Raw genomic sequence first — 12,722 nt, 5'->3', positions numbered from 1 at the left:
GGACGTACAGCGCCGGTGCGAGCTGGCGGTCCTCCGGATGAGCGGACTGTTCCAGGCACGTGCCTACACCAAAGCCAACCGCGAGGTCGCGAAGCAGCGGCTCGACGCCCTTGAGCACTTCGTCGACGAGGGTTGGCGAAGGTTGCGCAACCCCAGTCGCGAGTTCGACGTGTGGTGGTACTGGACGGAGTACCTGGACCCCGCGGCCGACGACGTCGACCCGTTGCTCCACTACGCGCTGGTCGGACGCCGCCTCGGTCACGAACCGCTGCCGCCCGTCGAGGTGGCCACAAACCCGGTCTCGTTCGTCCCCGAACAGGAACCGAGACGGATCTGCCTGTTCGCAGGCTACGACCCGCATGGCGTCGTCGACGACTACGTGGTCGCCTACGTCACGGAACTGAGTCGGTTCGCCGACGTCTACTACCTCGCCGACGGATATCTGAAGCCGGGCGAGCTCGACAAGTTGGCGCACGTCACGAAGGGCGCCTGGGCGAAGAGCCACGGCGCCTACGACTTCGGGTCCTACTCGATGCTGGCGCGCGACCTGGTGGGCTGGGACGTCATCGACGGGTACGACGAGCTGGTCCTGGTGAACGACAGCGGCTTCCTGATCCGTCCGCTCGACGGCGTCTTCGCGGAGATGGACCGCCGGACGTGCGACTGGTGGGGTCTCCAGGCGACGCGGCACGACTTCGTCCGGCACTCCAACGGGGGCGAGCCGCTGCCGCTCGCCGATGCGAAGGCAACGATGATCGGCGAGCGGACCATGGACGACATGGACCACCTGCACGTCAGCTCGTACTTCTTGGCGTTCCGGGCTCGGGTCCACCGCGACCGTGGGTTCCGTCGAAGGCTCGACGCGGTCACCCGGCAATCGGACAAGCACCTTGTCATCTACAAGTACGAGATCGGGCTGAGCCGGTACCTGATGTGCCGAGGCTTCGAGGTCGACACCTTCATCCCCGACCTCTATCCGTTTCACCCGCTGTACACCGAGCAGTACTTCGACCTGCTTGCGATGGGGTTCCCTCTCCTGAAGAGAAACTTCCTGTCGGAGAACAGCCGCGACGTCCCAGACCTGGCCAGGTGGAAGGACCGGATCTCCGCAGAGGTGCCTGACGCGCACCTGGAGGTGCTCGAGCGCAACCTTGCGCGGGTCTCGCCCGACGACCGATTGCGACGCAGCTTCTCGCTGACAGTCGGCGACAGCGGCGAGCTGGTGAACCACCGCCCGCTCAGCTGGTGGCACGTGGCGGAGCAGGACCGGCTGGCCCCCATGTACGACCACTGGTGGGCGTTCCCGGTCGACGTGACGACGGGGCACCTGTCGAGCGACCAGCGGGCCGTCTTCGAGCAGGTGCGGCACGACCCGGCGGTCCGCAAAGTGATCCTCAGTCGTGAGGCGCGCGTCGACCTCGACGGCGAGAACGTTCAGGTCGTTCCCCTGCGCAGTGCCGAGGGGCAGGACGCGGCGTTCCGGTCACGGACCTTCTTCCTCGCGCAGACACCCCGCGTCAGCGTCCCGTTCCCCATCTCCCCGCGTCGACACCGCTTCGTCCTCGTGAGCGCCGCCGCGCGCCTCGAGCAGCCGGCGAGGGTGGTGGCGGACAAGGACACCACGACCGCCGAGGACGCCGCACGTCTCACGCTCGTGGTCGCCTCGTCGCACCACGACGCACTGGCGGCGGCCGCGTTCGCGGGCGTCGTCGACCAGTCGCGACTGGTCGTGTCCGGCGCACCGCGTCACGACCTGCTGCTGCGCGAGCTCGACGACCTCCCTCCCGACCTGCGGGCCGAGGAGACACGTGTGCGCGACGCAGCCGGGGCCCGGCGCCTCATGCTGTTCCTGCCGCACGCCGCAGGGAGGCGCCTGGTGGGGGATCGCGGACCCTCTTCCGAGGAGCTCGCAAGACTCGTTTCCTGGTGCGAGCAACACGACTATGTCCTCGGCTACCAGGACCGGCCCGGGGACCGGCACCGGCGGCTCAGCCAGGTCCTCGAACCGCTCGGCGCCCTCGCGTTCGACCGGCATGAGCACCCCCTCGTCGAGCCGCTGCTCCGCGCCGCCGACGTCGTGGTCACCGACGGTGCCGACGCCGCCTTGGAGGCGACGCTCCTGCGTCGGCGAGTGGTTCTCCTCAACCTCCCCGCGAGCCGCGAGTCCTTCCTGCTGCCCCCCGCCACCGCGCTCGCCGGCCCGCGAACTCTCATGGTGGACACGTTGACGGCGTTCCTCGACAGCGTCGACGCCGACCCTGGTCTGCTCGAGACCCCGGATCAGGGCGGACGCAGCGGATACGACGTCGAGGCGTTCGGCGACACCGACAACGCCGCCCGTCTCGTCCGCCTCGTGCGGGAGGGCGACGTCAGCCTGCCCCCGGTGAGCGCGTAGCAGGCTTCGGCCCGCTCTGGCCCCGTTCCTGTCGGCCGGGGCGCAACGACTAGGCTCGCGGGGTGCAGAACGAGCGGACACGTACGAAGAGAGCGCGCTTGCGTCCGCATGCCTGGATCATGGTGGTCGCGGGGGCGCTGACCCTGATCAGCTGGGCCCTGGCATCCGCGCCGGGCTCCGCGCCGGACGACAACTACCACATGGCGTCCATCTGGTGCTTCGGCGACGGTTCGTGCCCCACCGTCCCCGGCGAGCCGTCGCTGCGCCGTCCGCCGGCCGAGGTCCCAGCCGCACCGTGCTTCTCGCAGGACTCCGACATTAGTGCCGGCTGTCAGGAGGGGCTCTCGGATGACATGCTGCCCGGGAAGGCGACGGGGGTCGGCAACTGGAACACCGACTCCTACCCCCCGCTGTTCTACGCGACCATGCACCTGTTGATCACGGGCGATCTCTACAGCTCGACCCTGCTGATGCGAGTCTTCAACGGCGTGCTGCTGACCGTCGTGATCGGCTCCTTGATCGCTGCGCTGCCCCGTCGTTTGAAGCCGCTGGGCGCGGTCCCCATCCTGATCACCTCGGTCCCGCTGGGCATGACGCTCTTCGCCTCGACCAACCCGAGCTCGTGGGCGATTGCTGGGTCAGCGGTCGTGTGGCCCGCTCTCTATGCGGCTTTCGAGGTGCGGGGACGACGACGCGTCGCGCTGCTCGCGCTGTTCGTCGTCGGGGTCCTGATGGCATCAGGTTCACGCGGCGATGCTGCCTTGTTCACGATCGGAGGCATTGGCCTCGTCCTTCTCATGCGCTGGAAGGAGCTGCTGGCGAACAAGACGCTGGTCGTCGTGGCCGCGGCAGGTCTGGCCATTTCCGCCTGGTTCTTCCTCACGTCGGGGCAGGCCACGGTCGTCGTCTCTGGCGGATTCGGAATCGAGCCCAAGAAGGTCCTCCCGTGGCATCAGATTGCCGTGGCCAACCTTCAGCAGCTTCCTGTCCTGTGGGCCGGCAGCCTGGGTTTCGGGTTCATGGCGAGCGCCGGATGGCTCGACACACCGTTCCCTGCGCTCGTCGGTTTCAGTGCCACGACCGCGTGGGCGGTCTACGTGTTCGGATCGTGGCGGGAGATGTTCCCCGCCAAGGTCTTCGCGGTGTCCGGCGTCGGTGTCGCAATGATTCTCTACCCCCTCGTCATGTTGGGGCTTTCCGGCGCAAAGGTCGGGACGGGCTTCCAGCCCCGGTACCTTCTGCCGCTCCTCGTGATCCTCACAGGAGTCTCGATGCTCTCCCGCCGTGTGGTGGCCAGTCCCTTCACGCGCTTCCAGGCAGTTCTGGCGACGGCAGCACTTGGTCTGGCGCAGTCGTTGGCGCTCCATACCCAGATCCGCCGGTACGTCACCGGGCTCGACGTCGGTGGGATCAACCTCGATCGAGGTCGTGAGTGGTGGTGGGACCTGCCGATCTCGGCCACCGCAACGTGGGTGGCCGGATCGCTCGCGTTCGCGATCCTGGCGTGGTACTTCCTGCGACCTTCCGGGCTGCTCGGCTCGGCGATCGTGGACGAGATCGAGCGCGAGATGGAGCACGAGATCGAGGAGACCGGCCGACGTGAGGTCGTGACCACGTGAGCACGCAGGAGCCGGAAAGCGACGACCTGCCCGAGCAGATGCGCGTGCGCCGGGACAAGCGGTCACGCCTGATCGAGTCGGGCCCCGGCGCCTACCCGGTTGCCGTCGACCGCACCCACGCGCTCGCCGAGATCCGTGCGAAGTACGACGACGCGGGGCTCGAGCCCGACGCCCACACCGGTGACGAGGTCGCGGTGGCGGGGCGGGTGATGTTCCTCCGCAACACCGGCAAGCTCTGCTTCGTCCGGCTGCGGGAGGGCGACGGCACGGAGCTGCAGGTGATGCTGTCGCTCGCGGACGTCGGCGAGGACGCGCTGGCCGACTTCAAGGCGCTCGTCGACCTGGGGGACCTGCTGGCGGTGCGCGGTGAGGTGGTCACCAGCCGTCGTGGTGAGCTGTCGATCCAGGCGAAGACGTGGCGGGTCGCGGCCAAGACGCTGCGGCCGCTGCCCAACGAGCACCGGCCGCTGTCGGACGAGGCGCGGGTGCGGCTGCGGTACGTCGACATGATGCTGCGGCCGGAGCCGCGGGAGATGGTCCGCGCCAAGGCGACGGTGCTGAAGTCGCTGCGTGCGACGCTCGACACCCGCGAGTACGTCGAGGTCGAGACGCCGATCCTCCAGCTCACCAACGGCGGAGCGGCCGCGCGCCCGTTCCGCACGCACCTCAACGCGCTCGACCAGGAGATGCTGCTGCGCATCGCGCTCGAGCTGGATCTCAAGCGGGCGATGATCGGCGGCGTCGACCGGGTCTACGAGATCGGCCGCACCTTCCGCAACGAGGGCATCGACTCCACGCACGCGGCGGAGTTCTCGATGCTCGAGGCCTACGAGGCGTACGGCGACCAGCACACGATGATCGAGCTGGCCAAGGCGATGGTGCGCGGCGCGCACCGGGCCCTCGGCTCGCCGGAGGTCGTCGGCCGGGACGGCACCGTCATCGACCTGCACGGCGAGTGGCGCGAGGCGCCGATCCTCGAGCTGGTGTCGGAGGCGACCGGCACGACCGTCGACGTCGACACCGACGAGGCGACCCTGCGCGAGCTCGCCGCCAAGCACGACGTGGAGCTCCAGGACGGCTGGGAGGCGCCCGAGATCGTGGTCGAGCTGTTCGAGCAGCTCGTCGAGGACTCGCTCATCCAGCCGACGTTCGTCATGGACTATCCCGAGAAGGTCAAGCCGCTCGCCAAGCCGCACCGCTCGGTGCCTGGCCTGAACGAGGCGTGGGACTTGATCATCAACGGTGTCGAGCTGGGCGCGGCGTACTCCGAGCTCAACGACCCGGTGATCCAGCGTGAGCGGCTCGTCCAGCAGTCGATGATGGCGGCGCAGGGCGACCCCGAGGCGATGGAGCTCGACGAGACCTTCCTGCGCGCGATGGAGTTCGGCATGCCGCCCGCAGGCGGCATCGGCATCGGCGTCGACCGGCTGATCATGCTGCTCACCGGCGCCTCGATCCGCGAGACGATCCTGTTCCCGTTGCTCCGACCGGAATAGACCGGGCAATTCGGGAAATGTGGATTCAGCATTTCTCGAATTAAATGCTGCGCTAATGTCCTCGGCATCGGGAGACGACCGGACTTTCGACCGAAATATGGGAAAGGCTCGAGAAATGGCGCAGCGGGTCAACGTGGTACTGGTCGACGACCTCGACGGCAGTGACGCCGACGAGACCGTGACGTTCGGGCTCGACGGGGTCGACTACGAGATCGACCTCAACGACAAGCACGCCGCCGCCCTGCGCGACGCCCTTGCCCTGTACGTCGGGCACGGGAGGCGCACCGGCGGGCGGCGCAGGCGCGGCCAGGGTGCCGCACAGGCGGCGCGCGCCAACGGCGCAGCCGGCGCCGGCGGGGCCACCCCCGCCGAGATCCGCGCCTGGGCCCGCGACAACGGCTGGGAGGTCCCCGAGCGAGGCCGGGTGGCCGCCGAGGTCCGCGAGGCCTACGACGCCGCTCACTGAGCCGCCGGCACAGCTCCTTCCGGGCCGCTCCTTGCCCCCGTCTGACTAGTCCGGGAACCCCCTGTTCGCTGAGGGCGAAGCCGTTACCCGGCATGTGTCGGAACACGTAGGGTGGGAACAGGGGTTGGACAGGGTGTGCGCCATTCGTGCGCACACCTCAGACTGACCCCGTGGACGTGCGACAGACTGCAAGCAGGCACACGGGCACGTGACACGGCCCCGGAAGCACCCCCGGGGTGATGGCAAGGAGCGATGCGAATGTTCGAGCGGTTCACAGACCGGGCCCGCAGGGTGGTCGTCCTGGCGCAGGAAGAAGCCCGGATGCTCAGCCACAACTACATCGGCACCGAGCACATCCTGCTCGGCCTGATCCACGAGGGTGAGGGTGTCGCCGCCAAGGCGCTCGAGAGCCTCGACATCTCGCTCGAGGCCGTCCGCGCGCAGGTCGAGGAGATCATCGGCCAGGGCCAGCAGGCCCCGAGCGGACACATCCCGTTCACCCCGCGCGCCAAGAAGGTGCTCGAGCTGTCCCTGCGCGAGGCGCTGCAGCTCGGCCACAACTACATCGGCACCGAGCACATCCTGCTCGGCCTGATCCGCGAGGGCGAGGGCGTCGCCGCCCAGGTGCTGGTCAAGCTCGGCGCCGACCTCAACCGGGTCCGCCAGCAGGTCATCCAGCTGCTCTCCGGCTTCCAGGGCAAGGAGACCGCGACCGCGGGCGCCCCGCAGGAGGGTGCGCCGTCGTCGTCGCTGGTCCTCGACCAGTTCGGCCGCAACTACACGCAGGCCGCGCGCGAAGGAAAGCTCGACCCGGTCATCGGGCGCGAGAAGGAGATCGAGCGCGTCATGCAGGTGCTGTCGCGCCGCACCAAGAACAACCCGGTCCTCATCGGCGAGCCCGGCGTCGGCAAGACCGCCTGCGTCGAGGGCCTCGCCCAGGCGATCGTCCGGGGCGACGTCCCGGAGACGCTCAAGGACAAGCAGATCTACTCCCTCGACCTCGGCTCCCTGGTGGCGGGCTCCCGCTACCGCGGTGACTTCGAGGAGCGCCTCAAGAAGGTGCTGAAGGAGATCAAGACCCGCGGCGACATCGTGCTGTTCATCGACGAGCTGCACACGCTGGTCGGCGCCGGCGCGGCCGAGGGCGCGATCGACGCGGCCTCGATCCTCAAGCCGATGCTGGCTCGCGGCGAGCTGCAGACGATCGGTGCGACCACGCTCGACGAGTACCGCAAGCACCTCGAGAAGGACGCCGCGCTCGAGCGCCGCTTCCAGCCGATCCAGGTACAGGAGCCGTCGATCGCCCACACGATCGAGATCCTCAAGGGCCTGCGCGACCGTTACGAGGCGCACCACCGGGTCACGATCACCGACGAGGCGCTGGTCTCGGCGGCGACGCTGGCCGACCGCTACGTCTCCGACCGGTTCCTGCCCGACAAGGCGATCGACCTGATCGACGAGGCGGGCTCGCGGCTGCGCATCCGCCGGATGACCGCGCCGCCGGACCTGCGGGAGTTCGACGACAAGATCGCCGACGTTCGTCGCCGCAAGGAGAGCGCGATCGACAGCCAGGACTTCGAGCTGGCCGCGTCGCTCCGTGACGAGGAGAAGAAGCTCATCGTCGCCAAGGGCGAGCGCGAGAAGCAGTGGAAGGCCGGCGACATGGACGTCGTCGCGGAGGTCGACGAGGAGCTCATCGCCGAGGTCCTGGCCGTCGCGACGGGCATCCCGATCGTCAAGCTCTCCGAGGAGGAGTCGACCCGGCTGCTCAAGATGGAGGACGAGCTCCACAAGCGCGTCATCGGCCAGGAGGAGGCCGTCAAGGCGCTCTCCCGGGCGATCCGCCGTACCCGCGCGGGTCTGAAGGACCCCAAGCGTCCTGGTGGCTCGTTCATCTTCGCCGGACCGTCCGGTGTCGGTAAGACCTGGCTGTCCAAGACGCTCGCCGAGTTCCTCTTCGGCGACGAGGACGCCCTGATCCAGCTCGACATGTCGGAGTTCAGCGAGAAGCACACCGTCTCGCGGCTGTTCGGCTCGCCTCCCGGCTACGTCGGCTACGAGGAGGGCGGCCAGCTCACCGAGAAGGTGCGCCGCAAGCCGTTCTCCGTGGTGCTGTTCGACGAGGTGGAGAAGGCCCACCCGGACATCTTCAACTCGCTCCTCCAGATCCTGGAGGAGGGTCGCCTGACCGACTCGCAGGGTCGCGTCGTCGACTTCAAGAACACCGTCATCATCATGACGACCAACCTGGGCACCCGGGACATCAGCAAGGGCGTCAACCTGGGCTTCAGCCAGACCGGCGACGCCGCGGGCTCCTACGAGCGGATGAAGGCGAAGGTGTCGGAGGAGCTCAAGCAGCACTTCCGCCCGGAGTTCCTCAACCGTGTCGACGAGATCGTGGTCTTCCCGCCGCTGTCGCAGGAGCAGATCGTCTCGATGGTCGACAACATGATCGCCGGCGTGGAGCTGCGGCTCCGCGACCGCGACATGTCGATCGAGCTGACCCAGGCCGCCAAGGACCTGCTCGCCAAGCGGGGCTTCGACCCGGTCCTCGGCGCGCGGCCCCTGCGCCGCACGGTCCAGCGCGAGATCGAGGACACGCTCGCCGAGAAGATGCTGTACGGCGAAGTCGGTGCCGGCCAGATCGTGCTCGTCGACGTCGAGGGCGAAGGCCCCGAGGCGACGTTCACGTTCAAGGGCAACCCGAAGAGCGAGCTGCCCGACCTGCCGCCGCTCGAGGAGGCCGCCACGGGCGAGACCGGCACGACCGGCACCGCCGACGCCGGCTGACCCGAAGCACGAGACAACGCGAGGGCGTCCCCGTCAGGGGGCGCCCTCGCGGCGTCTGTGCCGGTCTCGGCTCAGTGCGCGCCCTGCAGATTCAGCACGACGACGCCGACGATGATCATCGCCAGGGCCGCGGCCTTGGCCAGGTCGAGCCGCTCACCGAGGAACAGCACCCCGATGAGGGCGATCCCCGCCGTCCCGAGGCCCGACCACACGGCGTAGGCCACCGACACCGACAGGTGCTTGATGACCAGTGCCAGCAGCCAGATCGACAGGGCGTACCCCACCAGCACGAGCAACGTCCACCACGGGTCGCGGAAGCCGTGCGTGCGCGGCAGCGAGGCCGTGCTCGCCACCTCGACGCCGATCGCCGCAAGCAGCAGCAGCCAGGCGCTCCACATCTCCAGACCTCCAGATCGAATCTGTAGCACTCGCTACAGAGACTCCACTGTAGCACTCGCTACACTTCTCCGCATGGCCCGCGAGACGTCCCGCCGCGAGGAGCTGGCGCAGGCAGCGACCGACTACGTGCTGCAGCACGGGTTGATCGGGCTGTCGCTGCGCCCGCTCGCGGCCGCGATCGGCACGAGCGACCGGATGGTGCTGTACCACTTCGACGACAAGGACGACCTGGTCGCGACCGTGCTGCGGGTGAGCAACGACCGCTCGGTGGCGGCGATCCGCGCCCTGCCGCCTGCCCGCGACGTGCGGGAAGCGGTGCTGCAGCTCTGGCAGACCGTCACTCGGCCGGAGCTGGTCGGCTGCCAGCGGATGTACGTCGAGGCGGCCGCGCTCGGGCTGTTCGGACGGGAGCCGTACGCCGGAGTCGTCGGCGCGGCCAACGACGTCTGGATGAGCGCGGTCGCCGACCACCTCGTCGCGTCGGGGGCCTCGCGGCGGAGGGCGGCCCGGGCGACGACGCTGCTGGACAGCGCGTTCAGCGGCTTCCTGCTCGACTCGCCGTTCGGTGACGGCGAGGGCGACGGCGAGGCTGACACGACGAAGCGGCAGGCGGTGCGCGATCTCGCCGACGCGGTCGCGGTGGTGGCGGGTCAGGGCAGCGCGTAGGCGCCGGTGCCGACGCGGACCAGCAGCCCGTCGTGCACCAGCGAGGCGAGGCAGCGGTCACGCTGCTCGGCCGACGGCCACACCGCCTCGATCCGCGACCGGTGCACGGGCTCGTGCGCGTCGCGGGCGAGCGCGAGGATCCGGCCGCGGCACTGCCGGTCGGTGCCGTCGTAGGTCTGACCGCGGCGCGGCGGTCCGTCGTACGCCGGGTAGCCGGCGGCCCGCCACGCGCAGAGGTCGGTCACCGGGCAGTCGGCGCAGCGCGGTGACGAGGCCGTGCAGACGACCGCGCCGAGCTCCATCACCGCTACCGACCAGGTGGCCGCCGTCGGCTCGTCGTCCGGCAGCACGGCAGCGGCGCGCTCGCGCTCGGCCCGCGTCACCGAGGCGGCCGGGAACTCCTCGCCACCGCGCACCCGACCCAGCACGCGGCGGACGTTGGTGTCGAGAACGACCTGGCGCCTTCCGAACGCGAACGCCGAGATCGCGGCCGCGGTGTAGTCGCCGACCCCGGGAAGCGTGAGCAGCTCGTCGTACGTCGAGGGGACCTCGCCGTCGTGCACCCGCTCGATCTCGGTCGCCGCGGCGTGCAGCCGCAGCGCGCGACGCGGGTAGCCGAGACGGCCCCAGGCGCGCACGGCCTCGCCGGCCGGCTCCGCGGCCAGTGCGGCCGGCGTCGGCCACCGGTCGAGCCACTGCGCCCACACCGGCAGGACGCGGGCGACCGGCGTCTGCTGCAGCATGAACTCGCTCACCATGACCGCCCACGGGGATGCCGCCGGGTCGCGCCAGGGCAGGTCGCGCTGGTGCTCGTCGTACCAGGCGATGACGCGCGAGGTGAGGCCGGCAGGGTCGGTGCGGATGGTCATGGCCCGCACAACCTAACCAGGACAGCGGATCCGCCCCCGCCCGGAGTGGCATACCGGGACGGAACGGTCCGCCCGACTACCGTTTTCCTCATGTCCGCCATGAGGCCGCGAGGCCACCTTCCTGCGCGCGTGTACTGGGTACGCCGCACGCTGGTGCTGGCGGTCGCGCTCGGTCTCGTGTTCGGGATCGCGCAGCTCCTCGGCGGCTCGACGGGCGCGTCCGACGACGAGGCTGCCCGCGTCGTGGGTGCCGACCGGACGCCCACGCAGTCCCCGCAGGGGCAGGCTGCCACCGCCGACGACAGGCCGTCGCAGCAGGCCGGTCCGCGCGGCACGAAGGGCCGGAAGCCGAAGAAGACCAAGACCCCGCTGGCCGTCCCGACCGGACCGTGCCGCAACGAGGAGGTCGTGGTCGAGCCCAAGCTGAAGGAGGCGGCGTACGCCGGCAGCCTCGTGCACGTCCGGCTCAAGCTGACCACGACCGGCAACCCCGCCTGCACGTGGACGGTGTCGCCGGAGACGCTGGTCGTGAAGATCACCTCCGGCAACGACCGGATCTGGTCGAGCCAGGACTGCCCGGACGCCGTGCCGCAGACCGACGTCGTGGTGCGCAAGGACGTGCCGGCCAAGGTCGACCTGGGCTGGGCCGCCCGACGCTCCGACACCGGCTGCACGCCGCAGCGGGGCTGGGCGCAGCCGGGTTTCTACCACGTGGCCACGGCGGCGTACGGCGCCGAGCCGACCGACGTGCAGTTCGAGCTCAGGTCCCCGGTGGCGCCGACCGTGACGGCCAAGCCCAAGCCCGAGAAGGACAAGGGCAAGGGCAAGAAGGCCGACGAGAAGAAGAGCGACCGGCCCGAGAGCGGACGCCAGGAGCGCTAGACGTAGCGCTCGAGGATGCTCGACTCGGCCAGCCGGGACAGACCCTCGCGCACGCTGCGCGCCCGCAGCTCGCCCACGCCGTCGACCGCCTGGAGGTCGTCGATGCTCGCGGAGAGCAGCTTCTGGAGGCTTCCGAAGTGGTCGACCAGCCGGTCGACGACCGCGCCGGGCAGGCGCGGCACCTTGGCCAGCAGCCGGTAGCCGCGCGGGGTCACGGCACCGTCGAGGTGCTCGCTCGACCCGAGACCCATCGCCCGCGCCACCGCGGCCACGTCGACCAGGTCGGCCGGGCTGAGCGACTCGAGGTCTGCCAGCACCTCGGCCGCCGAGCGACGGCGGCGGGTGAGCGGGAGGTAGTCGCGGATGACGAGCTCGCGCTCGGTGTCGACGCCGGTGACCAGCTCGTCGAGCTGCAGTGACAGCAGCCGGCCGTCGGTGCCGAGCTCCAGGACGTAGTCCTCGATCTCGCGGGCGATGCGGGTGACCATCTCCAGCCGCTGCGCGACCACGGCGACGTCACGCACCGTGACGAGGTCCTCGATCTCCAGCGCGGACAAAGTGCTCGACACCTCGTCGAGCCGCAGCTTGTAGCGCTCCAGCGTGGCCAGCGCCTGGTTGGCGCGCGACAGGATCTGCCCGGAGTCCTCCAGGACGTAGCGCAGCTCCCCGACGTACACCGCGATGATCTGCATGGACTGCGACACCGAGATGACCGGGAAGCCGGTCTGCCGGGCGACGCGGTCGGCCGTGCGGTGCCGGGTGCCGGTCTCGACGGAGGGGATCGCGGGGTCGGGCATCAGGTGCACGGCGGCGTTGATGATGCGGCTGGCGTCGCGGTCGAGGATGAGCGCGCCATCCATCTTGGCCAGCTCGCGCAGGCCGGTGGGAGAGAACGCGACGTCCAGCGTGAACCCGCCGGTCGAGATCGAGTCCACCGTCTTGTCGCTGCCGAGCACGATGAGCGCGCCGGTGCGGCCCCGCAGGACGCGCTCGAGTCCCTCGCGCAGGTCGGTGCCGGGAGCGATGCTCGCGAGGGTCGCGCGCAGGCGGAAGCTGTCGTCCGCCCGGTCGGTGCCTGCCACGTGTCTCCAGAGCTTGTCGCCTCGCCGGCCCCTCCGGTCGGCGAGGTCAGTCTAGGGG

The 12,722-nt window shown here is 69.9% G+C and carries 10 protein-coding genes; 7 read left to right on the top strand and 3 right to left on the bottom strand.

The window, feature by feature from the left end:
• Window positions 1–37 precede the first annotated feature (37 nt).
• From ETU37_RS02905 to ETU37_RS02885, 5 genes are all read left to right on the top strand, one after another.
• The gene (locus tag ETU37_RS02905) at window positions 38–2,395 is read left to right on the top strand and encodes a rhamnan synthesis F family protein (protein WP_129985379.1); all 2,358 of its coding nucleotides are present in this window, start codon (window positions 38–40) and stop codon (window positions 2,393–2,395) included.
• A gap of 62 nt (window positions 2,396–2,457) precedes the next feature.
• Entirely contained in the window at window positions 2,458–4,014 is a 1,557-nt protein-coding gene (locus ETU37_RS02900) for a DUF2142 domain-containing protein (RefSeq protein ID WP_129985378.1), read from the top strand.
• Between the two features lie 38 nt (window positions 4,015–4,052).
• Window positions 4,053–5,510 (top strand): lysine--tRNA ligase, encoded by a 1,458-nt coding sequence (lysS, locus tag ETU37_RS02895; RefSeq protein WP_129985508.1) that lies wholly within the window; start codon window positions 4,053–4,055, stop codon window positions 5,508–5,510.
• Between the two features lie 115 nt (window positions 5,511–5,625).
• Window positions 5,626–5,976 (top strand): histone-like nucleoid-structuring protein Lsr2, encoded by a 351-nt coding sequence (locus ETU37_RS02890; RefSeq protein ID WP_129985377.1) that lies wholly within the window; start codon window positions 5,626–5,628, stop codon window positions 5,974–5,976.
• A gap of 258 nt (window positions 5,977–6,234) precedes the next feature.
• On the top strand, window positions 6,235–8,766 hold the full coding sequence (locus ETU37_RS02885; protein WP_129985376.1) for an ATP-dependent Clp protease ATP-binding subunit: 2,532 nt from the start codon (window positions 6,235–6,237) through the stop codon (window positions 8,764–8,766).
• A gap of 71 nt (window positions 8,767–8,837) precedes the next feature.
• On the opposite strand, the gene ETU37_RS02880 is transcribed toward ETU37_RS02885, so the two are convergent.
• On the bottom strand, window positions 8,838–9,164 hold the full coding sequence (locus tag ETU37_RS02880; protein ID WP_129985375.1) for a DMT family transporter: 327 nt from the start codon (window positions 9,162–9,164) through the stop codon (window positions 8,838–8,840).
• Between the two features lie 73 nt (window positions 9,165–9,237).
• On the opposite strand from ETU37_RS02880, the gene ETU37_RS02875 reads away from it, so the two are divergent.
• A complete protein-coding gene (locus ETU37_RS02875; RefSeq protein ID WP_129985374.1) occupies window positions 9,238–9,831 on the top strand; it encodes a TetR/AcrR family transcriptional regulator in 594 nt (197 codons plus the stop codon).
• Here ETU37_RS02875 and ETU37_RS02870 read toward each other — a convergent pair.
• Window positions 9,816–10,700 carry an HhH-GPD family protein gene (locus ETU37_RS02870; RefSeq protein ID WP_129985373.1) on the bottom strand — a complete coding sequence of 295 codons (885 nt, stop codon included), beginning with the start codon at window positions 10,698–10,700 and terminating at the stop codon, window positions 9,816–9,818. The genes ETU37_RS02875 and ETU37_RS02870 overlap by 16 nt on opposite strands.
• Before the next feature lie 90 nt (window positions 10,701–10,790).
• On the opposite strand from ETU37_RS02870, the gene ETU37_RS02865 reads away from it, so the two are divergent.
• Window positions 10,791–11,582, top strand: a complete 792-nt coding sequence (locus ETU37_RS02865) for a hypothetical protein (RefSeq protein WP_129985372.1) — start codon at window positions 10,791–10,793, stop codon at window positions 11,580–11,582.
• On the opposite strand, the gene disA is transcribed toward ETU37_RS02865, so the two are convergent.
• Window positions 11,579–12,664 carry a DNA integrity scanning diadenylate cyclase DisA gene (gene disA, locus ETU37_RS02860; protein ID WP_129985371.1) on the bottom strand — a complete coding sequence of 362 codons (1,086 nt, stop codon included), beginning with the start codon at window positions 12,662–12,664 and terminating at the stop codon, window positions 11,579–11,581. The two genes, ETU37_RS02865 and disA, sit on opposite strands and share 4 nt — an antisense overlap.
• Window positions 12,665–12,722 lie beyond the last annotated feature (58 nt).

Origin of the sequence: Nocardioides iriomotensis, from assembly GCF_004168035.1 — a bacterium.
Lineage (GTDB): Bacteria > Actinomycetota > Actinomycetes > Propionibacteriales > Nocardioidaceae > Nocardioides_B > Nocardioides_B iriomotensis.
This window is presented reverse-complemented; position numbering and strand designations above follow the sequence as displayed.